The 21,507-nt window shown below is 72.8% G+C and carries 18 protein-coding genes; 16 read left to right on the top strand and 2 right to left on the bottom strand.

All coding sequences use genetic code 11. The features are described from left to right. Nucleotides 1–40 precede the first annotated feature (40 nt). The 8 genes from DFQ13_RS04990 to DFQ13_RS04955 all read left to right on the top strand — a co-directional run bounded on the left by DFQ13_RS04990 (nt 41) and on the right by DFQ13_RS04955 (nt 9,514). Complete coding sequence (locus DFQ13_RS04990) at nt 41–367, top strand: hypothetical protein (RefSeq protein WP_110078992.1); 327 nt, start codon at nt 41–43, stop codon at nt 365–367. After that, nucleotides 364–1,590, top strand: coding sequence for a PPE domain-containing protein (locus DFQ13_RS04985; protein WP_110078991.1), 1,227 nt, complete (start codon nt 364–366; stop codon nt 1,588–1,590). Before DFQ13_RS04990 ends, DFQ13_RS04985 begins: the two co-directional genes overlap by 4 nt. Beyond that, nucleotides 1,587–2,318, top strand: a complete 732-nt coding sequence (locus tag DFQ13_RS04980) for an ESX secretion-associated protein EspG (RefSeq protein ID WP_110078990.1) — start codon at nt 1,587–1,589, stop codon at nt 2,316–2,318. Before DFQ13_RS04985 ends, DFQ13_RS04980 begins: the two co-directional genes overlap by 4 nt. Before the next feature lie 93 nt (nt 2,319–2,411). Then, nucleotides 2,412–3,404 carry a hypothetical protein gene (locus DFQ13_RS04975; protein WP_110078989.1) on the top strand — a complete coding sequence of 331 codons (993 nt, stop codon included), beginning with the start codon at nt 2,412–2,414 and terminating at the stop codon, nt 3,402–3,404. Beyond that, nucleotides 3,401–4,375 (top strand): MazG family protein, encoded by a 975-nt coding sequence (locus DFQ13_RS04970; RefSeq protein WP_110078988.1) that lies wholly within the window; start codon nt 3,401–3,403, stop codon nt 4,373–4,375. The genes DFQ13_RS04975 and DFQ13_RS04970 overlap by 4 nt, the downstream gene beginning before the upstream one ends. 4 nt (nt 4,376–4,379) lie before the next feature. After that, nucleotides 4,380–7,610 (top strand): S41 family peptidase, encoded by a 3,231-nt coding sequence (locus DFQ13_RS04965; RefSeq protein WP_110078987.1) that lies wholly within the window; start codon nt 4,380–4,382, stop codon nt 7,608–7,610. Between the two features lie 92 nt (nt 7,611–7,702). Then, nucleotides 7,703–8,530, top strand: coding sequence for a class I SAM-dependent methyltransferase (locus DFQ13_RS04960; protein ID WP_219994292.1), 828 nt, complete (start codon nt 7,703–7,705; stop codon nt 8,528–8,530). 141 nt (nt 8,531–8,671) lie between these two features. Further along, nucleotides 8,672–9,514 carry a lytic transglycosylase domain-containing protein gene (locus tag DFQ13_RS04955; protein WP_233438268.1) on the top strand — a complete coding sequence of 281 codons (843 nt, stop codon included), beginning with the start codon at nt 8,672–8,674 and terminating at the stop codon, nt 9,512–9,514. Nucleotides 9,515–9,827: 313 nt separating this feature from the next. Here the strand turns inward: DFQ13_RS04955 and DFQ13_RS04950 are convergent, their stop codons facing one another. Continuing rightward, complete coding sequence (locus DFQ13_RS04950; protein WP_035281997.1) at nt 9,828–10,214, bottom strand: tetratricopeptide repeat protein; 387 nt, start codon at nt 10,212–10,214, stop codon at nt 9,828–9,830. Nucleotides 10,215–10,361: 147 nt separating this feature from the next. Here DFQ13_RS04950 and eno point away from each other — a divergent pair, with 147 nt between their 5' ends. The 3 genes from eno to DFQ13_RS04935 are packed head-to-tail and all read left to right on the top strand — an operon-like array spanning nt 10,362 to nt 12,667. Then, a complete protein-coding gene (eno, locus tag DFQ13_RS04945; RefSeq protein ID WP_110078986.1) occupies nt 10,362–11,648 on the top strand; it encodes a phosphopyruvate hydratase in 1,287 nt (428 codons plus the stop codon). 3 nt (nt 11,649–11,651) lie between these two features. Then, nucleotides 11,652–12,182 carry an FtsB family cell division protein gene (locus DFQ13_RS04940; RefSeq protein ID WP_063935933.1) on the top strand — a complete coding sequence of 177 codons (531 nt, stop codon included), beginning with the start codon at nt 11,652–11,654 and terminating at the stop codon, nt 12,180–12,182. Then, nucleotides 12,182–12,667: a DUF501 domain-containing protein gene (locus DFQ13_RS04935; protein WP_035282003.1), complete on the top strand. Its 486-nt coding sequence runs from the start codon at nt 12,182–12,184 to the stop codon at nt 12,665–12,667. Before DFQ13_RS04940 ends, DFQ13_RS04935 begins: the two co-directional genes overlap by 1 nt. 819 nt (nt 12,668–13,486) lie before the next feature. Here DFQ13_RS04935 and DFQ13_RS35510 read toward each other — a convergent pair. Next, on the bottom strand, nt 13,487–14,710 hold the full coding sequence (locus DFQ13_RS35510; RefSeq protein ID WP_267897636.1) for a lytic murein transglycosylase: 1,224 nt from the start codon (nt 14,708–14,710) through the stop codon (nt 13,487–13,489). Between the two features lie 730 nt (nt 14,711–15,440). Here DFQ13_RS35510 and DFQ13_RS04925 point away from each other — a divergent pair. The 5 genes from DFQ13_RS04925 to DFQ13_RS04905 all read left to right on the top strand — a co-directional run bounded on the left by DFQ13_RS04925 (nt 15,441) and on the right by DFQ13_RS04905 (nt 21,507). Continuing rightward, nucleotides 15,441–16,667: a DUF6801 domain-containing protein gene (locus tag DFQ13_RS04925; protein WP_146241105.1), complete on the top strand. Its 1,227-nt coding sequence runs from the start codon at nt 15,441–15,443 to the stop codon at nt 16,665–16,667. 49 nt (nt 16,668–16,716) lie between these two features. After that, nucleotides 16,717–17,664 (top strand): Ppx/GppA phosphatase family protein, encoded by a 948-nt coding sequence (locus DFQ13_RS04920; RefSeq protein ID WP_035287977.1) that lies wholly within the window; start codon nt 16,717–16,719, stop codon nt 17,662–17,664. A gap of 228 nt (nt 17,665–17,892) precedes the next feature. Then, nucleotides 17,893–19,542, top strand: a complete 1,650-nt coding sequence (locus DFQ13_RS04915; protein WP_110078984.1) for a peptide ABC transporter substrate-binding protein — start codon at nt 17,893–17,895, stop codon at nt 19,540–19,542. A 65-nt stretch (nt 19,543–19,607) separates the two neighbouring features. Further along, nucleotides 19,608–20,537: an ABC transporter permease gene (locus DFQ13_RS04910; RefSeq protein ID WP_110078983.1), complete on the top strand. Its 930-nt coding sequence runs from the start codon at nt 19,608–19,610 to the stop codon at nt 20,535–20,537. Then, complete coding sequence (locus DFQ13_RS04905; RefSeq protein WP_110078982.1) at nt 20,530–21,507, top strand: ABC transporter permease; 978 nt, start codon at nt 20,530–20,532, stop codon at nt 21,505–21,507. Before DFQ13_RS04910 ends, DFQ13_RS04905 begins: the two co-directional genes overlap by 8 nt.

Below are 21,507 nucleotides of genomic sequence, written 5' to 3'. Positions count from 1 at the left end.
GTTGTCCACGTCGGTGCGTGCGGGTGGGTGAGGTGGGGTTGTGTCCGGTTCCGGTTTCCTGGCGGTCGACCCGGGTGCGGCTGAACGGGCCGCGGCGGCGTGCCGGGGGCAGATCGCCCGGTTGGACGAGCACATCCGGGCCGTGCGGGACCTGGTGGACCCCGACTTCGGGGCGTGTGCGCTGGGGCGGGGGTTGACGGGCAAGTTCACCGACAAGCGCACCGCCTCCGACGGGTTGATCGCCCGGCTGGTGCTGGCGCGCTCCGGGCTCGACGCCGCCGCCCGGCACTTCGAGTCGACCGCGCGGGCCTACCGCGACAACGAGGAGGGCGCTGCCGCGGCGCTGCGCGGGGTGGGGCGGGCATGAGCGCCGACCACGTGCGGTCCGACGAGGACCTGCCCGCCCGGTTGCGGCGGATCGCCGCCGACTTCGACGCCTCGGTGGCGGGGTACGACCCGGCGTCCATCCGGGCCGTGGACAACTGGCGGGCCTGGCGGCACCGGGACATGGTGGCGCTGGTCGACCGGATCACCTCCGGCACCGGTGGCACCCCGGGGCACGAGTGGAGCCGCATCGGCGCGCGGATCACCGAGGACTTCGCCGCCTTCGACCGGGAGCTGTCGGCGGCGCTGGGCTCGGGGTGGCGGGGTGCGGCGGCTGATTCCGCCGCCGCGGCCACCACCCCGGTCGGCGCCTGGGGGCAGGCCCTGGGGCAGGTCACCGCCGTCACCGGGATTCGGATGCTCGCCGCGGACCTCGCCGCCCGGCAGGCGAAGACGAACCTGCCGGAGCCGCGGGACCTCGACTGGCAGCGGGCGCTGTTCAGCCCCACCCCGGAGCAGGACCTGTTCGACCAGCACACCGAGCTGGAGAACGCGAAGGCCGAGGCGGTCCGGGTGATGGACGCGTTCATCACCGCCGGGTACCGCGAGGCCGACGCGACCGTTCCCGCCTTCCCCGACCCGCCCGGCCTGGTCCGGGGGGCCGCCCCGGTCGAGTACGGCCCCGGCGGCGCGTACGCGGGCACCCCGGTCGGCGGCGCGGGCTATCCCATGTGGACCGGGCTCGGCGTCCCGGTCCCGTACACCGAGCCCGTCACCGCCGCCCCCGTGGACCCGGCGCAGGTCCAGGCCCCGGCACCGACCGCGCACCAGCCCCCGGTCGCCGCCCCCGTCGACCTGGCGATCAGCCAGGAGGTCACCACCCAGACCTCCGCCGCGAGCGTCTTCGGGCCCGGTGGCGCTCCCGCCGCGGTCTCCGCCGGTGGTCAGGGCGGTCCCGCGGGCGGCGGCCCCGTGGCGCCCACGCCCTCCCAGGAGGCGGTGAACGGCGGTGCCGCGGTCGGTTCCCGCCGGGGTCCGGTGCAGCCCGGCACCACGCAGGCGTTCGCCCGCCCGCTCGCCGAGGCCCCGCGCCCCGCCGCGGCCGCGTCCGGTGCCGCGGGCATGCCCATGGGCGGCGGCGGTGCGGGTGGCCGGCCCGAGGGCGACGCCGAGCACCGCTCCCGGTACGTGGTCGAGGAGGACAAGGACGACCTGTTCAGCCACGGCCTGTCCTCCGTCACCCCGGTGATCGGCGAGACCCGGTGACCACCGCGACCCGCGACTGGACCCTCACCCCGGAACAACTGGCCCTGCTGTGGGACCGCACGGGCCTCGACGTGCTCCCGTACCCGGTCCAGGTCCGCCGCCACGGCCTGACCGAGGCCGAGGCCGCCGTCGCGGGCGGGAGGGTGCGGGCCGGGCTGCGCGCCTCCGGCCTCCTCGACCGCCACGGCCGCCCGAGCCCGGACCTGGAATCCGCCCTGCGGCTGCTGGCCGCCCCGGAGGCCGCGGTGGACTCCGTGTGGCTCAACGCCCGCGGCGCGGGCTCCCCGTACCGGGCCCTGGCCGCCAGGACCGGGCGGCGGGCCGTCCTCGCCCTGCAGGCCCCGGGCCCCGACCAACTCACCGGCGGCCCGATCACCCTGCGCGACATCAGCGTCTCCGCCCTGGTCGACGCGGTCGTCCGCGGCATCCCGCCCGCCCCGCCGGGTCGGCGCCCCGGTGGGCGCTGGCCCGAGGACCGGGCGGAGCAGGCCAGGCCGTTCACCGACCTCGTCCGCGCCCCCCGGACCAGGGCGGGCCAGTTCGGCGTGCGCGTGGACCGCGCGCGGGGCCCGGTGCTGTCCTGGTTCGACGTCCCGGGGGACGGCCGCTACGCCCTGGTGCGGACCCCGCGACCGGGTGGCGTCGGGTGGGTGGCGGTCCACCCCGCCGACGCGCCGACCCTATGCCGGAGCCTGATCGAGATCCTGGACCGGACCGCGCGGGGCTGACGCGCCCGACCCGGCTGTGACCAGGCCACGAAGCTCATCGCCCGAACGGGTGCTCGTGCGTCGCTCAGCGTGGTTGTGAGAGGGTGTGCCACTGTGACCACAGTCATCCGCCGCCGGGGCGCTGCCGCCGTGCTGACCGTCGTCCTCGGGCTCGTGCTCGGCTCCTGCGCCTCCGGGCCGAGCCAGGTCAACGCCGCCGCGATCGTCGACGGGCGGACGATCGGGGTGGGGCAGGTGCAGGAACTCGTGGACCGGGCCGTCAAGGCCGAGCCCGCCGCGCAGACCCTCGCCGACCAGCACAAGCTCGGGGACCTCTCGCGCGAGGTGCTGACCCAGCTCGTGATGCACGAGCTGATCACCTCCTACACCGCGCAGAACCCGGTGACCGTCGACCCCGCGCAGCTCTCGCAGGTGGCCGAGCAGATCCGGGCCAGCACCGAGCCGCTGCCGACCGACGGGACCGCGGCGCCGGAGGCGATCGTGGCCACCGCGGCGACGAAGGTGTTCGAGCCGGAGTTCCTGGCCCGCGACTACCTGGCGCTCGCCGCGATCGGCGACCGGGAGCTGAACTCGGTCAAGGTCACCTTCGACTACGCCGTGCTGGCCCCCGGCCAGGACGGGGCCACCGGGTCGCTGCGGGAGAAGGCGCTGGCCAAGGCCCAGCAGCTCGCGGTGGGCCTGGACCGGGCGGCGGCGGTGCAGAAGCAGGACACCGCCGACGGCGAGTTGCAGTGGGAGACCATCACCACCACCCCGACGGCGCAGGAGGGGCTGGAGTCCTCGGCCCTGTTCGGCACCGGGCCCAACACCGTGGTCGCGTTCCAGCCTAACCAGCAGAACGCGTCGTGGATCATCGCGCTGATCCGCGAGCGCGAGGTGTCCGCGCCGCAGGCCGGTGCGGCGAAGAACCCGCTGCAGGTCGCCATCCCGTTCGGGCAGCGCGTGCTGCAGTCGTGGGTCGACCGGGTCGGGGTGAAGATCAGCCCCCGCTACGGCGTGTTCGACCAGGTCGCCATGCGGCTGGCGGCGGGGGACGCGGAGTCCACCGGTGTGCTGGTGCCGGTGAAGGTCGACGCGAAGCCGTGAGCGCGCCCCACCAGGGCAGCGTGGTGGTACTGGCCGCCGAAGGGGTCCTCCCCTCGGCGGCCTTGCCGTCGCTGCGGGCCGCCGCGCACCTGTTCGCCACCGACCCCGCCCTCGGCGACCCGCCCCCGGGGGCGCTGGTCGAGCTGGCCGCCGCCGAACCCGTGGTGCTCGTCGTCGACGACCTCGACCTCCCCGCCGCGAAGGCGCTGACCGCGCTCGGGGTGCCGGTGCTCGCCGCCCCCGGGGCCGGGTTGCTGGCCGCCGCCCGGGTGATGGACGTGCTGCGCTCCCCGGGCGGGTGCCCGTGGGACGCCGAGCAGACGCACGCGTCGCTGCGGCAGTACCTGGTCGAGGAGTGCTACGAGCTGCTCGACGCCATCGACGAGGGTGACCGGGTGGCGCTGCGCGAGGAACTCGGCGACGTGCTGCTGCAGGTCCTGTTCCACGCCAGGGTCGCCGAGGAGGACGCGGCCGACCCGTTCACGGTCGACGACGTGGCCCGCGACCTGGTGACCAAGCTGGTCGGGCGGCACCCGCACGTGTTCTCCGGCGGTGACCCGGCCGTGCGCGACGCGGGCACCCAGGAGCTGCGCTGGGAGGAGTTGAAGCAGACCGAGAAGCGCCGCGAGTCCTGTGTGGACGGCGTGGCGTCCGGTCAGCCCGCGCTCGCCCTGGCCGCGAAGCTCACCCAGCGCACCGCCCGGGCGAACCTGCCCGCCGACCTGCTCCCGGCGGGCGAGGACGTCGGCGCGCGGCTGTTCGCCACCGCCGCGCGGGCCAGGCTCGACGGCACCGACCCCGAGGACGCCGCCCGCGCCGTCGCCCGGCGGTTCACCGCCGACGTGCGGGCCGCGGAACTCGCCGCCAGGGCCGACGGGGTGGACCCGGCCCGGATGGACCACGACGGCTGGCGCCGGTACTGGCCCGCTCGGGAAAGCCAGGACGGGACCCGGCCCCGGTCGCTAATTTGACGGGGTGACCGACGCCTATCTCAGATTCCCCCACCTGCACGCGGGCCTGATCACCTTCGTGGCCGAGGACGACGTCTGGTCGGCCCCGCTCGACGGCGGCCGGGCGTGGCGGGTCAGCGCCGACCGGGTACCGGTGGACAACCCCCGGTTCTCCCCGGACGGCGGCCTGATCGCCTGGACCAGCACCCGCGACGTCGAACCCGAGGTGCACGTCGCCCCGGTCGACGGCGGCCCGAGCACCCGGCTGACGCACTGGGGCGACGTGGCGACCCAGGTGCTGGGCTGGCTGCCCGACGGCCGGGTCCTCGCCCGCAGCGCCACCGGGGAGCACTCCACCCGGCGCACCTGGGCCTACGCGGTGCCGGTCGAGCCGGGCCCGGCCGAGCGGCTGCCGCACGGCCCGGTCGGCGCCCTGCAGGTGGCGGGCACCGGCGCGGTCCTGCTCGGCTCGGTGATCTCCCGCGAGCCCGCCTGGTGGAAGCGCTACCGGGGCGGCACCGCGGGCAAGGTCTGGGTCGACCCGGACGGGACCGGCGGCTTCACCCGTATCCTGTCCGATGTAGACGGTCACCTGGTGTCGCCGATGTGGGTGGGCGGCCGGATCGCGTTCCTGTCCGACCACGAGGGCGTCGGCAACCTCTACTCCTGCGCCGCCGACGGCACCGACCTGCGCAAGCACAGCGACCACGAGTTCTACGCCCGCAACGCCAGCACCGACGGCACGCGGGTGGTCTACCACTCGGCGGGCGCGGTGTGGCTGGTCGAGGGCCTCGACGCGGAGCCGAGGAAGCTGGACATCCGCCTCGGCGGGCCGCGCAACGCCCGCGCCCCGCACCCGGTCGTCCCGTCCCGGCACCTGGGCTCGGTGGGCGTGGACCGCACCGGCCGGGCCAGCGCGGTCGAGGTCCGCGGCACCGTGCACTGGCTGACCCACCGCGACGGCCCGGTCCGCGCGCTGTCGGTGGAACCCGGGGTGCGCGCCCGGCTCCCCGTGGTGCTGGGCGGCACCGGCGAGGCGGTGTGGGTCACCGATGCCGATGGTGAGGACGCCCTGGAGTTCGGGCCGGTCGCCGGTCGCGAACCCGGGGTGGAACCGCGCCGGATCGGGCTGGGGCAGCTCGGGCGGGTGCTGGAGCTGGCCGCGTCCCCGGACGGCCGCCGCGTCGCCGCGGTCACCCACGACTCGCGGCTGCTGCTCGTCGACGTGGACAGCGGCGAGCTGGACGAGGTGGCCCGCTCGGAGTCCGGCGAGCCGCAGGACCTGGCGTTCTCCCCGGACTCGACCTGGCTGGCCTGGTCGCACCCCGGACCGGAGCCGCTGCGGCAGATCCGCATGGTCAACACCAGCGACCGCTCGGTGGTCGAGGTGACCGGCATGCGCTTCGCCGACTCCGACCCGGCGTTCACCCTCGACGGCAAGCACCTGGCGTTCCTCTCCGCCCGCAGCTTCGACCCGATCTACGACGTGCACGTGTTCGACCTGTCCTTCGCCAGCGGCTCGCGCCCCTACCTGGTGCCGCTGGCCGCCGCCACGCCGTCCCCGTTCGCCCCGGTCCGCGAGGGCCGCCCGTTCGGCGCCGACGACGACCGCAAGGACGACAAGGACGGCCGCGACGGCGGTGATCCCCCCTCCGGCAGCGGCCACGACGCCCCGCGCACCACCGTCGACGTCGAGGGCATCGCCGAGCGGGTCATCGCCTTCCCGGTGCCGACCGCCCGCTACTCGCGGCTGTTCGCGGCCAAGGGCGGCGTGCTGTGGCTGCGCGACCCGGTCCGCGGCAGCCTCGGCGACGACCTCGACGAGCTGGGCGAGCCCGCCCCGCGCTCGGTGCTGGAGCGCTTCGACCTGGCCAAGCTCAAGACCGACGTGCTCGTCGAGGCCCTGGACCGGGTGTGGCCCAGCGGCGACGGCACGCGCATCGCCGTCCGCGACGGCGCCCGGCTGCGGGTGCTGCCCGCCGACCGCAAGGCCGACCCGGAGGAGGGCGGCGAGGACAACATCACCGTCGACCTCAACCGGGTCCGGGTCACCGTGGACCCGGCGGGGGAGTGGCGGCAGGCCTTCGACGAGACCGGCCGCCTGATGCGCGACCACTTCTGGCGCGCGGACATGAACGGCGTCGACTGGGCGGGCGTGCTCGACCGCTACCGCCCGCTGGTGGAGACCGTGGGCTCGCACGACGAGCTGGTCGACCTGCTCTGGGAGGTGCACGGCGAACTGGGCACCTCGCACTCCTACGTGATGCCGCCGGGCGGGCAGGCCGACGGCAAGCGCAGGCTCGGCCTGCTCGGCGCCGACCTCACCCGCGACGACGACGGCGCCTGGCGGGTCGCCGCCATCGTCCCCGGCGACAGCTCCGACCCCAGGGCCCGCTCCCCGCTGCGCGCCCCCGGCGTCGCGGTCCGCGCGGGCGACGCGGTCACCGCCGTCGACGGCCGCCCGGTCGACCCGGCCACCGGCCCCGCGGCGCTGCTCGCCGGGACCGCGGGCCGCCCGGTGGAGCTGACCGTGGCCCCCGGCGCGGGCGGCGCGAAGCGGCGGGTGGTCGTGGTGCCGCTGCTCGACGACATGCCGCTGCGCTACCAGGCCTGGGTCGCCGGGCGCCGCGCGCACGTGCACGCGGCCACCGGCGGTCGCGTCGGCTACCTGCACGTGCCCGACATGGTCGCCACCGGCTGGGCGCAACTGCACCGCGACCTGCGGCTGGAGCTGCGCCGGGACGCGGTGATCGTCGACCTGCGGGAGAACCGCGGTGGACACCTGTCGCAACTCGTGGTGGAGAAGCTGGCCCGCAAGGTCATCGGCTGGAACATCGCCCGCGACGGCTACGCCGAGGAGACCTACCCGCAGGACGCCCCGCGCGGCCCGGTCATCGCGGTCGCCGACCAGTTCTCCGGTTCCGACGGCGACATCGTCAACGCCGCCATCAAGGCCCTGGGCATCGCGCCGGTCGTCGGCGTGCGCACCTGGGGCGGGGTCATCGGCATGGACATGCGCTACCGGCTCGTCGACGGCACCCTCGTCACCCAACCCCGCTACGCCATCCACCTCGACGGCGTGGGCTGGGGCCTGGAGAACCGCGGCGTGGACCCGGACGTGGAGGTCGTCATGGCCCCGCAGGACCACGCCGCGGGCCGCGACACCCAGTTGGACAAGGCCGTCGAGCTGGCGCTCGCGGCGCTGGAGACCCGCCCGGCGGTGACCCCGCCGGAGCTGCCGCCACTGCCCCGGTAGGACAGCGGACCAGTAGGACAGCGGACCAGCAGGACAGCGGATCGTTGCCGGTTCGTCCCCGCGCGTCGGGGACGAACCGGCATCATGGCCGCATGGACCCCGCCACCGCCCGCATGATCCAGGCCATCGAGGCCAACTGGGACGTGCGCACCCCCGTGCACGTGGACAGCCAGTTCTACGACGTGGCCCACCGCGACCCGGCGGATTGGTTCGCCGACTTCGAGTGGGACGACCTCGGCGAGCTGGCGGGCAGGCACGTCGCCCACCTGCAGTGCCACATCGGCGCGGAGACCCTGGCGTTCGCCGCGAAGGGCGCGCACACCGTCGGCCTCGACATCTCCGGGGAGTCGGTGCGCGCCGCCCGCGAGCTGGCCGAGAGCGCGGGCGCCGAGGTCACCTACGTCAAGGCCGACGTCCACGACGCCGTCTCCGCCCTCGGCGCGGAGCGGTTCGACGTCGTCTACACCGGCAAGGGCGCCGTCTGCTACCTGCCGGACCTCGACGCCTGGGCCACCCAGGTCGCGGGCCTGCTCAAGCCGGGCGGCACCTTCTACCTGGTCGAGTTCCACCCCCTGCTCAACGCCCTGAGCCCGGTCCCCAGCCCGGACGGCGACGAGTCCCTGCTGCTGCGCCACGACTACCTCGGCGGCCGCGGCGCCATCGAGCGCGACGGCACCCACACCTACACCGACGGCCCGGCGCTGGCGGAGGCCATCACCCACCACGAGTGGGCGCACGGCATCGGCGAGGTCGTCACCGCCCTGGTCGGCGCGGGACTGCGGATCACCCTGCTGCGCGAGACCGAGCGCCTGCCGTGGCCGCGCTGGTCCACCATGACCCCGGACGCGGGCTGGTTCTCCCTGCCCGCCGAAGCCCCCCGCATCCCGCTGATCTACGCCCTGCGGGCCACCCGCCCGTGACGGATTCAGGCCGCCCACCCACCAGCCGCGCCCGCGTCCGCGCAGGTGGAACGGGTGGCGGTCCGACCTACCGCCGGTACGTCACCTCTTCGGGGTCAGGTTCGGTCGAACCTGCCCCGATGGGGACGTAGCCTGGATTTCGTGGCCGCATCCCCGACACCCCCGCCGACCACGTACCCGGAAGCCCCCCAGCCCGGGCCGACGTCGTCCCCGCCGCCCCGCCCCCGCCTGCGCGGGGTCGGCCGGGTGGCGGTGGTCCTCGCCGTCCTCGTCCTCGGCGCGGGCTTCGTGGTGTTCATCAGGGCGGCGGGCGAGGACCCCTCGTCCCGCGCCCGCCCGTACCGCTTCGTGGTGCCCGCCGTGAGCGTCGCCCCCGGCACCGCCGTCCCCACCCCCCGCCCCGTCCCCACCACCGACCGGGCGGCCTGGCTGGAGCGCATGGCCGACCGCACTGACATGCCGGTGCGCACCGTCCAGGCCTACGTGGAGGCCGAGGCGCGCACCCGCACCGCCACCCCCGGCTGCAACCTCACCTGGATCACCCTCGCGGGCGTCGGCCGGGTCGAGTCCCACCACGGGCTCTACAACGGCACCGAGGTCGGCCCCGACGGCGACCTGACCAAACCCATCGTCGGCGTCCCCCTCGACGGTTCCCCCGGCGTCCAGGCCATCCCCGACACCGACCAGGGCCGCCTCGACGGCGACCCCGTCTGGGACCGCGCCGTCGGCTCGATGCAGTTCCTCCCCAGCACCTGGACCCGCTGGTCACAACGCTCCAACGGCGACGGCCGCCCGGCCAACCCCCAGAACGTCGACGACGCCGCCCTCACCGCCGCCCGCTACCTCTGCGCCAGCGGCGGCGACCTGGCCACCGGCCAGGGCTGGTGGAAGGCCATCCTCACCTACAACGCCTCGAACAAGTACGCCCGAGACGTCTACAGCGGCGTCGACGCCTACGCCAAGAAAACCGTGGAACTGGGCTAGAGCCCGCCCCCAACGCAGGCAGGCCACCCCGAAAACCGCCGGCCCGGCTACCCCCTGCCCGGGTGGGTGGATGCACTTGCCCAGCCGACCGCCCCGAGAACCGCCGGCCCGGCGAGTGAACTGCCCGGGTGGGTGGATGTGTTTGGCCGGGGGTGGCGATCATGTGACAGCCTGCCTGGGCGGTGGGGCATCTTTTCAGCCCCACCCGGTCACACTGGAGCACATGATCGCCATAGGGGCCCCGGCCAAACACATCCACCCAGCCGGGCACCCCCACCAAAACCTCGGGCTTCCACAAAGACCAGAGCAAGTCTCAGTCAGACCGCTCGACAGCGATCCGAGCCGAAACCTCCCCCAAAGCCTCCTGGTACTCCGGCAGCGGGTTCATCGCCACCGCCATCCGCAACTGCGTCTGCGCCTCGGTCAACCGGCTCTGCCGCTGCAACGTCTTCCCCAGCGCGAACAACGCGTAATGATCAGTCGGGTCCAGTTCCAGCACCCGCCGAAAGGCCCCCTCGGCCCGCCGCAACTGCGCCGACCCCAGGTACGCCCGCCCCGCCAGCAGTTGCACGCTCGGGGCGTCCGGGTCGGCGTCGAGGATGGGCGCCAGAGCCGCCAGCGCGTCCAGCGGCCTGCGTTGCGCCACGAGCGACTCAGCGTGGCGGAACGCCTCGACCGGGTTGGCGGGCTGCTCAGTCATACTCCGCCTCACCCTACGCGCGGATCGGCGGTCCCTCGACCCGCCACGGGAGTGATCACGCTCGGTGAGAGCCACGCCTCGCGCACCGGGAGCCGTCAGCCCGCTAGGCTCGATCAGGCGTAGTTCGGACGTTGTGAGGAGTACCACGTGGCGGTCATCGAGCAGGTCGGCGCACGCGAGATCCTGGACTCGCGGGGCAACCCCACCGTGGAGGTGGAGGTGGCCCTCGACGACGGCACCCTGGCCAGGGCGGCGGTGCCCTCCGGGGCCTCCACCGGTGAGCACGAGGCCGTGGAGCTGCGCGACGGCGACCCGGCCCGCTACGGCGGCAAGGGCGTGGAGAAGGCCGTCACCGCGGTCCTGGACGAGATCGGCCCGGAGCTGACCGGGATCGACGCGGTCGACCAGCGGATCGTGGACCAGAAGCTGGTGGACCTCGACGGCACGCCGGACAAGTCGCGGCTGGGGGCGAACGCCATCCTGGGCGTGTCGCTGGCGGTGGCGAAGGCGGCGGCGGAGTCCAGCGGGCTGGAGCTGTTCCGCTACCTGGGCGGGCCCAACGCGCACGTGCTGCCGGTGCCGATGCTGAACATCCTCAACGGCGGCGCGCACGCCGACACCGAGGTCGACATCCAGGAGTTCATGATCGCGCCGATCGGCGCGGAGAGCTTCCGGGAGGCGCTGCGCTGGGGCGCGGAGGTCTACCACGCGCTCAAGTCGGTGCTCAAGTCCAAGGGCCTGGCCACCGGCCTCGGCGACGAGGGCGGCTTCGCGCCGAGCCTGTCGAACAACCGCGAGGCGCTGGACCTGATCGTCGAGGCCATCGGCAAGGCCGGGTACGTCGCGGGCCGCGACATCGCCCTGGCCCTCGACGTCGCCGCCACCGAGTTCTACTCCGACGGCGCCTACACCTTCGAGGGGTCGAAGAAGAGCGCCGAGCAGCTTACGGCGTACTACACCGAACTCCTCGACGCGTACCCGATGGTCTCCATCGAGGACCCGCTGGCCGAGGACGACTGGGACGGCTGGGTGCGGCTGACCGCCGAGGTGGGCGAGCGCGTCCAGCTCGTCGGCGACGACCTGTTCGTCACCAACCCCGACCGGCTGGAGGAGGGCATCGCCCGCCGCGCGGGCAACGCGCTGCTGGTGAAGGTCAACCAGATCGGCACGCTGTCGGAGACCCTGGACGCGGTCACCCTGGCCACCTCCTACGGCTACCGCAGCATGATGAGCCACCGCTCCGGCGAGACCGAGGACACCACCATCGCCGACCTGGCCGTCGCCACCGGCGTGGGCCAGATCAAGGCCGGTGCCCCCGCCCGCAGCGACCGCGTGGCCAAGTACAACCAGCTCCTGCGCATCGAGGAGACCCTCGGCGACGCGGCCCGGTACGCGGGCGACCTGGCGTTCCCCCGCTTCACCCCGGAGGCCTGACCGGTGGCCGGGCGCGGGGGCGAACGCGGTCGGGGCCACAGCGCCCCGGCCAAGCGGCCGACCCGCGTCCGGCGCACCCGGCCCGCGGTCTCGGTCCCGGACCCGGTGCCGGTCTCGGCCCCGGCGAAGAACAAGGCGGCCAAGGACAACGCCAAGCGCGCCATCCTCGGCCTGTCCACCACCCGCCGGGCGGCGGTCTTCGCCACGGTGGTCTGCGCCCTGGCGCTGAGCGTCGCCGTCCCGCTGCGCACCTACCTGTCGCAGCGCTCGGACGTTCAGGCCCAGGAGCAGCGCCAGGCGGAGCTGCGCACCCAGGTCGACGAGCTGGAGCGGCGCAAGGCCCAACTGGCGGACCCGGCGCAGACGCAGATCGAGGCGCGTAAGAGACTGCGCTACGTGATGCCAGGAGAGACGCCGTACATGGTGGAGCTGCCCGACCAGGCCGTGAACCCCGGTCAGGGCGAACCCGCCGCCGCCCCCGCCCGCCCCGGCTCGTGGTACGAGGACCTGTGGGGCTCGGTGAACGGCCGGTGATCGCCCAGCAGGACTTCGACACCGTCGCCGACCAGCTCGGCCGCACCCCGCGCGCCATCCGCGAGGTCGCCCACCGCTGCCCCAGCGGGCACCCGGCGGTGATCCAGACCAGCCCGAGGCTGGAGGACGGGACACCGTTCCCGACGCTGTACTACTCGACGTGCCCCCGGCTCAACTCCGCCATCTCGACGCTGGAGACCAGTGGCGTGATGAAGGAGATGACGGATCGGCTGGGCACCGACCCGGAGTTGGCGGCGGCTTACCTGCGGGCGCACGAGTCCTACCTGGCTGAGCGGGACGCCATCGAGTCGTTGGGGACCGGGGTGACCGCTGGGGGGATGCCCGGGCGGGTGAAGTGCCTGCACGTGCATGTTGCGCATGCGTTGGCCAAGGGGCCTGGGGTGAACCCGTTCGGGGATGAGGCGTTGGAGATGCTGGCCGGGCATTGGCCCACTGGGCCTTGTGCTGCTGAGGACGGGGACTAGGGCCCGGTCTTTGCTGGGGTACCCGGGTGAGTCGATCTGCTCGGTCGTGTCCGTGCGGTCTTTTGCTGGGTGCCCGGGCAGGGCTTCTTGCTCAGTCGTGGCTGTGGTTCAAGGGCCCGGTCGTTTGTTGGGCGTGCCCGGGTGGGTGGATCTGCTTGGGCGGGGCCCCTGCAGCGATCATGTGCCTGGTGTGACCGAGTGGGGCGAAAAGAGTGCCCCACTGCCCAGGCAGGCTTGCACATGATCGCTTCCCCCACCCAAGCACATCCACCCACCCGGGCATTCTGGCGCCGGGCTGGCGGTTGCGAGGGTGGTCGGCCGCTGCGCCGCTGACGGCTCGGGGTGGCTGGCCGCCAGGCCGCCGGTTGGTGGGGTGGTTGGCGGCTGCGCCCGGTGGGGCTTGGCGTGGCTGGCCGCCGGATCGTCAGGTGGGTGGGGGTCGCTGGTGGATCGCCCGGTTGGTGGGGTGGCTGGTGGCTGCGCCCGGTGGGTTCGGCGGGCGGGGTTGGCTGCCCGGCCGGCGGTTGCCGGGGTGGTTGCGGGCTGTGCCTGCGGGGTCGGCTGGGCGGCCGCCGGGCCGGCGGTGTGCTGGGTGGCTGGTTGTCGCTGCGCCTGGTGGGGTCGGCGTGGACGGCCGCCCGGCCGCAGGTTGGTGGGGTGGTCAGCGGCTGTGCCTGGGGGGAGCGGGCGGTTGGTGATGGGGCCGGCGGTTTTCGGGGTGGTCGTCATCGCTTTGTCGCCTTGATCCGCATTTCTGGCCGGATACGCGCGGAGGCCGCCACCCCGTGGTCGGGGTGGCGGCCTCCGCGCGTGCGGTTGTTACGGGGTGGCGGTGACGCTCGAACCGGCGGCGCTGCCCGACGTGGTCGGGGCGGGGGAGCCTGCCGGGGTGGTCGTGGCCGGGGCGCACGGGTCCGGGGCCGTGGTGGGCGCGGCCGAGGTGGTCGGCGGGGCGCTCGGGGACGTGGTGGAGCACCCGGGGGTGCTCGTCGTCGGCGGGGCCGTGGTGGGGGGCGTGGTCGTGACCGGGGGGACCGTGGTGGACGGCGGCGGGGTGGTCGGGGGGACCGTGGTCACCGGCGGGGGCGGGGTGGTGACCGGCGGCGGGACCGGGGTGCCCGCGGGGGGTGCGGGGGTCGGGGCGGGCGGGTGCACGACCGTGCCGGGGGCCGACGGGAGTGCCAGGTCGACCGCGGTGACCGGGGTGGTGGCGACCGGGGTGACGCCCTTGGCGTAGGCGTCCGCCCAGACCAGCACCGTGCGGACGTAGGTGTCGGAGTGGTTGTAGCGGAACACCGCCGTCGCGCGCTGCTGGGGGTTGGCGACGTTCATCCCGCCCGAGCACAGGTACTTGGCCGACCCGAGGGCGGCGTCGTAGATGTTGTTGGGGTCGGTCTGGCCGTCGCCGTTGCCGTCGGAGGCGTAGCCGCGCCAGGTGGAGGGGATGAACTGCATGGGGCCGACCGCGCGGTCCCAGCGGGCGTCGCCGTCCCACTTGCCGCCGTCGCTGTCGGCGATGGCGGCGAAGCCGCCGCCGTTGAGGACCGGGCCCAGGATGGGGGTGGCGGTCTTGCCCGCCGCGTCGGTGCGGCCGCCGCGGGCGTGGTTGGACTCGATGCGGCCGATGGAGGCCAGCAGCGGCCAGTCCATGTTGCAGGCGGCGGGCATGGCGGCCGCGGCCTGCTGGTAGGCCTTGAGCATGTTGCCGGGGATGCCGAGCGCCCCGGTGGGGGTGGCGATCTCCGGGCCCGCGCCGTACGCCAGCAGGTCGGGGTTGCCCGCCAGGGCGAGGACCTGGGCGTCGAGCGCGCTGTCCTCCGCCGGGGAGCCGTCCGCGGCACCGGAACCGGCGCTCAGGCCGATGAGCCCACCACCGGTGGCCAGGGCGGCCGGGACGATGTCCTCGGGGTGGTCGCTCCAGTTCACCGGCTCACCCGCGGCGGCCACGGGCACCAGCAGCAGCGCACCCGCCGCCGCCATCACCCCGCGCCCCCTGGGCCGCTTGTGCCTGTGCTTCCCGACCCGCGACTTGCCCGACTTCACAGCGTGACCCCGTCCCTCGTTCTTCCTCGAAGAAACCGGGTTCGCACCCGGTTCGGCTGACCTGACCGGCCACCCACACTGCCTCATCCATCGCACCGAGTCACGGTGTTGAAACACAATCACCGCGAGAAAGTCCGGAACTCATCACCGGCCTGCCCCATCCAGGCGGGACCATTGACGCACACGGACAAATTTTGCGGCACCCCTGTTCTACGCCCCGTGGCGTCACTTTCGGGTGAGGGCAGCCGCCGAACCCGCCGTGCGCCCCTCGGCGCGACCCGTGCGGGCACCGACCGGGCGTCGCCGCCGCGCGGGACCGCCACCCGGTCGCCCGGGGGCGGCCGGGACTCCCCGGATCTGACAAACCCGCCGGTGCGGTTTGCCCCCGGGGTGCGCGTTCGGGTAATCGCCCAGTGGGTTTCCCGTATCCGGTGACAGATGTGCTCAACTGTTTTCACCGGTGTGCGATGAGGTGAGGTATCGCATCGTACCCAGGTGTCAATACTCCTTCTGAGCTGCGGGTTCTCGCTGGAAGACAAGTTCGACCGAGGTGTTCATGGTCGACTGACAAATTGTCCCGCGAGCTTGTGTGCACTTCTGTGGCGGCTCTACTCTGGTCGGTGCGCGGCGGTCCGGGAAAGACAATTCCCTTTCGGCCCCCCGCATTCCGAAAGCCACCCTCGCGCGCATTCGGTCTCGTGTCAGTCGTCGATACCGAGGAAGGAAGACCGTGAGTCCTCGCAAGGTTTCCCGGAAGCTGGTGGCCGCCCTCGCGGCCACCACCACGTCCGGACTGGTCGCGGCCGGGCTGGTGCTCGGCACCGGCAGCAGCGGTGCGGTGCCGGTCTCGCTGACCCTGAACTACACCTGCCCGTTCCCGCTGATCGGCAACCAGGCGATCAAGGCCGTCATCACCACCGACCTGCCCGCCTCCGTGGGCATCGGTGAGCCGACCGGCGAGATCAAGATCAACGCCGTCACCACGGTCCCGGAGACCGCCACCCAGGGCCTGACCCTGGTCGGCGCGACCACCGTCGAGGGCACCGCCCTCGCCGCCTCGACCGTCGCGGCCCCCGGCATCACCCTGCCGGTGAACGTGCCGATCACGGTGCCGAAGACGAACGTCCCCGCCTCGGGCGCGTTCGACGTGCCCGCCTCGGGTTCGGCCCCGTCGCTGTCGTTCACGCAGCCGGGCGAGGCCAAGATCACCGTCGGTGACCTGAAGCTGACCCTGACCCCGAAGACCGCCACGGGCGCGGAGACCGGTCTGGGCACCTTCGACTCGGCCTGCACCCAGGTGCCGGGCCAGAACAACCTGCTGCACACCTTCACCATCGCCAACACCACCCCGACGTGGACGACCACCATCGGCGGCACCCCTCCGCCGTCGACGACCACCACCCCGCCGCCGATCACCAGCCCGTCGACGCCGCCCACCCTGCCGCCCGGCGAGGGGGTCGACATCGACTACGGCCTCTCCGGCTCGTCCACCCTGCCCCGCCTCGGCGGCACGGTGCCGCTCAGCGGTTCCGTGGACGCGAAGGCCAACCTGGGCCAGGGCACGTTCACCGCCGCGCTGGCGCTGAACAAGACCAAGGGCGACTTCAAGATCGTGGGCGTGTTGCCCGCCACCGCCGAGATCGACTTCGAGATGGTCGGGCAGGGCAGCGGCACCATGTCCGCCGGTGCGGCGACCTTCCAGCAGCAGTTGTACGTGAAGCTCACCAGCGTCAGCATCTTCGGGCTGCCGATCTACTCCGGCGACACCTGCAGGACGCAGAAGCCCGCCGACATCAAGCTGGCCTCCTCGGGCACCTTCGACCCGCTCGGCGGTGGCAAGCTCAAGGGCACCTACAGCCTGACCCGCGCCGACGGCTGCGGCCCGCTGAACGACTACATCGGTCCGTTCGTGTTCAGCCAGAACAACACCATCGACGTGACCCTCGCGGCCAAGTAGCACCCACCGCACCACCCCGCACCGGTGGCGGCGGCCTAAGCTCAGCGCCATGAGCAGGGTCGCCGCCATCGACTGCGGAACGAACTCCATCCGCCTCCTCGTGGCCGAGGTCCAGGACGGCCGGATCACCCGCGACCTGCACCGCGAGATGCGGGTGGTGCGCCTCGGCGAGGGCGTCGACGCCACCGGCCGGATCAGCGCGGCGGCCCTGGAGCGCACCCGCGCCGCCCTGGTCGACTACGTCGCGGTGCTGCGCCGCAAGGGCGTCGAGCGGGCGCGGATGGTGGCCACCTCCGCCACCCGCGACGCGGCGAACAAAGACGAGTTCTTCGCCATGACCGAGCAGGTCCTCGGGTTCCCGGCCGAGGTCATCACCGGGGACGAGGAGGCCGAGCTGTCCTTCGTGGGCGCGGTCGGCGAACTCGACCCCGACGACGGCCCGTTCCTCGTCGCCGACGTCGGCGGCGGCTCCACCGAGCTGGTCCTGGGCACCTGGGACGGCACCCGGGCCAGGGTGAGCGCCGCGAGGTCGACCGACATCGGCTGCGTCCGGCTGACCGAGCGCGCCCTGCCGCACGACCCGCCCACCCCCGAGGACGTGGCCGCGGCCCGCGACATCGCCCGCGCCGCGCTCGCCGACGCCTTCGCCGCGGTCCCGGTGGCCGAGGCCCGCACGTGGGTTGGGGTGGCGGGCACGGTCACCACCATCGCGGGCACCGCCCGGCGGCTGCCCGCCTACGACCCCGACGCCATCCACCTCGCCGAGCTGACGCCCGAGGAACTGGCCGAGACCACCGCGTTCCTCCTCGGCGCCGACCGCGACACCCGGGCGGCCGTCGGGGTGATGCACCCGGGCCGGGTCGACGTCATCGGCGGCGGCTGCGTCGTGGTCGACGCGCTGGCCGAGCGGATCTTCGCCGGGTCGGCGGTGGCGCGGCTGGTCGTCAGCGAGCACGACATCCTCGACGGAATCGCGTTGTCGATCACCGCGCAATAGCGACGCGGAGTGATCGCGATCGGCCCCATATCCTTGGGATTATGGGCTGTATAACGCCACTGCGATAGTGGTGTCGGCGCAAGCGAATTTCGTCCGAATGGCTGAGTAACGCGCGATTGTGACTTGTTTGTGACGTCCGTTGTGTTCGCCCGATTCGCACCAGCGGTTAACTTCCACTCACTTTGGGACGGGCGGACGCCCGTTCCGGTCCGGTTCGGGAGGAGACCCATGCGCAGACCACGCTGGATCGCGGCATCGACGATGTCGCTGGCAGTCGCGCTCACGATCGCGGGCTGCGGGGGCGGTGCCGAGGACGGCGCGGACGACAGCGGCGCGGGCAACGCCGACGGCGGGCTCTCGGCGTTCACCACCGAACCGGAGAACCCGCTGGTTCCCGGCAACACCACCGAAAGCGGTGGCAGCAAGGCGATCCGCGCCATGTTCACCGGATTGACCAGCTACGACCCGGTGACCGGCGAGTCGAAGAACGCCATGGCCGAGGACATCGCCACCACCGACTCCAAGGTCTTCACCATCAAGATCAAGCCGGGGTGGACCTTCCACGACGGCACCCCGGTCAAGGCCAAGAACTTCGTCGACGCCTGGAACTACACCGCCCACAGCACCAACGGCTTCCAGGGCGCCAGCTTCTTCGAGCAGGTCGCGGGCTACTCCGACGTGCACACCAACGACCCGGACGGCGCGGCGGGCCCGCAGCAGGCCCCGGAGCCGACCGCCAAGGAGATGTCCGGCCTCAAGGTCGTCGACGACACCACCTTCGAGGTCACGCTCTCCGCACCGTTCTCGGTGTTCCCGCTGAAGTTCGGCTACAACCCGTTCTACCCGCTGCCGGACTCGTTCTTCGCCGACCCCAAGGCGTTCGAGGCCAAGCCGATCGGCAACGGCCCGTTCAGGTTCGTTTCCCGCCAGGCGAACGCGAACATCGTGATGACCAGGTTCGACGACTACAAGGGCGACGACAAGCCCAAGTTCAAGGACCTCACCTGGAAGATCTACGAGACCAACGAGGCCGCCTACGCCGCCGTGGTCTCCGGTGACCTGGACTTCCTCGACACCATCCCGCCCACCGGCATCGTCGGCGGCAAGTACAAGCAGGACCTGGAGGGCCGCAACGGCTCGGTCCCCTACATGGGCAACCAGACCCTGGCGTTCCCGTTCTACGACCCGATCTACCAGAACGCCGACCTGCGCAAGGCCATCTCGATGGCGATCGACCGCAAGGAGATCGTGGACAAGATCTTCGACGGCACCCGCATCCCGGCCGACGGCTGGGTCAACCCGGCGGTGCCCGGCTACGCCGAGAACCAGTGCGGCGAGCTGTGCACGTTCAACCCGGACAAGGCCAAGGAGTACCTGGCCAAGTCCGGCTACACCGGCCCGATCTCGCTGGTCACCAACGCCGACGGCGGCCACAAGGACTGGATGACCGCCACCTGCAACAGCATCAAGAACGCGATCGGCCTGGAGTGCGCCTACGCGCCCATCCCGACCTTCGCCGAGACCCGCCAGGTGATCAACGCCCGGCAGGTCAAGGGCGTCTACCGCGCGGGCTGGATCGCCGACTACCCGTCGATCGAGAACTTCATGAACCAGCTCTACCGCACCGACGCCTCGTCCAACGACGGCGAGTACTCCAGCCCCAAGCTCGACGAGCTGCTGGCCAAGGCCGACTCCGCGCCGACGGTCGAGGAGGCCAACAAGCTCTACCAGGAGGGTGAGCGGGTCCTCGCCGAGGACATGCCGGTCATCCCGCTGTGGAACCAGACCGCGCAGTACGGCTGGTCCGACCGGTTGGGCAACGCCCGGCTGAGCTCGCTGCGCGAGCTGGACCTCTCGACGGTCACGGTCAAGAACTGAGTACCGACCCGGTCGGGGCGCGGTGATCCCGCGCCCCGACCGGACCCCGGTGGGGAGAGAGCCTGATGGGACGCTACGTCCTGCGCCGCCTGCTGCAACTGGTCCCCGTGTTCATCGGGACCACCTTCCTGATCTACTGGCTGGTCTGGAGCCTGCCCGGTGACCCGTTCGCCGGGAAGTGCGGCGACCGGCCCTGCCCGGACGCCTACATCGCGGTGATGCGCGAGCGCTTCCACCTCGACGAACCGCTGGTCGTGCAATACGGGCGCTACCTGTGGAACCTGCTCCAGGGCGACTTCGGCGAGACCTTCCGCGGCCTGGAGGTCGGGGAGCTGATCTCCAACGCCTACCCGAACACCATCCGGCTGGCCGTGGTGGCGCTGCTCATCGAAGCCGTCATCGGCCTGGCCGCCGGGGTGCTGACCGGCCTGCGCGGCCGCGGTTTCCTGGACAACCTGACCCTGGTGTCCACCCTCTTCCTCATCTCGCTGCCGGTGTTCGTCACCGGTTTCGTGCTCCAGATCTTCTTCGGCTTCGAACTCGGCTGGATCAAGACGACGGTCGCGAAGTCACCCGCGCCCTGGGAGCAGCTCATCGCCCCCGGGTTCGTCCTGGGCAGCCTGTCCATGGCGTACGTGACCAGGCTGACCCGGACCTCGATCGCGGAGAACAAGCACGCCGACTTCGTGCGCACCGCCGTGGCCAAGGGGCTGCCGCAGCGCCGGGTCGTCGGGGTGCACCTGCTGCGCAACTCGGCCATCCCGGTCGTGACGTTCCTGGGCACCGACCTCGGCGCGCTGATGGGCGGCGCGATCGTCACCGAGGGCATCTTCGACATCAAGGGCATCGGCAACCTCGTCTTCGACGGGATCATCGGCAAGGACGGGCTGATCGTCACCGGCGTGGTCACCCTGCTGGTGCTGGTCTACCTGCTGTCCAACCTGCTGGTGGACCTGCTCTACGCCGTACTCGACCCAAGGATTCGCTATGACTGACCCGAGCACGGCGGCGTCCGCGTCGTCGATCGAGGCGCACACCCACGTCCTCGCCGCCGAGCACGCGGGCACCGAGACCGCGGGCGCCCCCGGCAAGCCGGACAAGCCGCGCAGCCTCGCCTCCGACGCCTGGGACGACCTGCGCCGCAGGCCGCTGTTCCTGATCGCCGGGTCGCTGATCGCGCTGGTGCTGCTGATGGCGCTGTTCCCGTTCCTGTTCACCCAGACCGACCCCGGCTACGCCGACCTGGCCCGCAGCCGCCAGGGCCCGTCCGCGCAGGCCTGGTTCGGCTACGACAACCAGGGCTACGACATCTACGCCCGCACCATCCACGGCGCCCGCGCCTCGATCGTCGTGGGCATCTGCGCGACCACGCTGACCGTGCTCATCGGCGGCACCCTCGGCCTGCTCGCAGGCTACTACGGCGGCTGGCTCGACGGGCTGATGTCGCGCGTCGCCGACGTGTTCTTCGGGCTGCCGTTCGTGCTCGGCGCCATCATCATCCTGTCCAGCTTCGGCAGCACCGGCACCACCAGCGTCGCGCAGATCATGTTCCTGGTGGTCATGTCGATCGCGGTGCTGTCCTGGCCGGTGTGCATGCGGATCATGCGCTCGGCGGCGATCACCGCCAAGCAGCAGGACTACGTCAAGGCGGCCCGCGCGCTCGGGGCCAGTTCCAGCCGGATCATCCTGCGGCACATGCTGCCCAACGCGGTGGCGCCGGTGCTGGTCTACGCCACCATCGCGCTGGGTGCGTTCATCGGCGCCGAGGCCACCCTGTCGTTCCTGGGGCTGGGCCTGCGCGCGCCGGTGGTGTCCTGGGGCGTGATGATCGCCGACTCGCGCGACATCATCCGGGTCGCCCCGCACACCCTGCTGTTCCCGGCGGCGTTCCTGACCGCGACCGTGCTCGCCTTCGTGATGCTCGGCGACGCCGTGCGCGAGGCGCTCGACCCGAAGATGAGGTGA

The organism is Actinokineospora spheciospongiae (assembly GCF_003182415.1).
GTDB lineage: Bacteria > Actinomycetota > Actinomycetes > Mycobacteriales > Pseudonocardiaceae > Actinokineospora > Actinokineospora spheciospongiae.
This window is presented reverse-complemented; position numbering and strand designations above follow the sequence as displayed.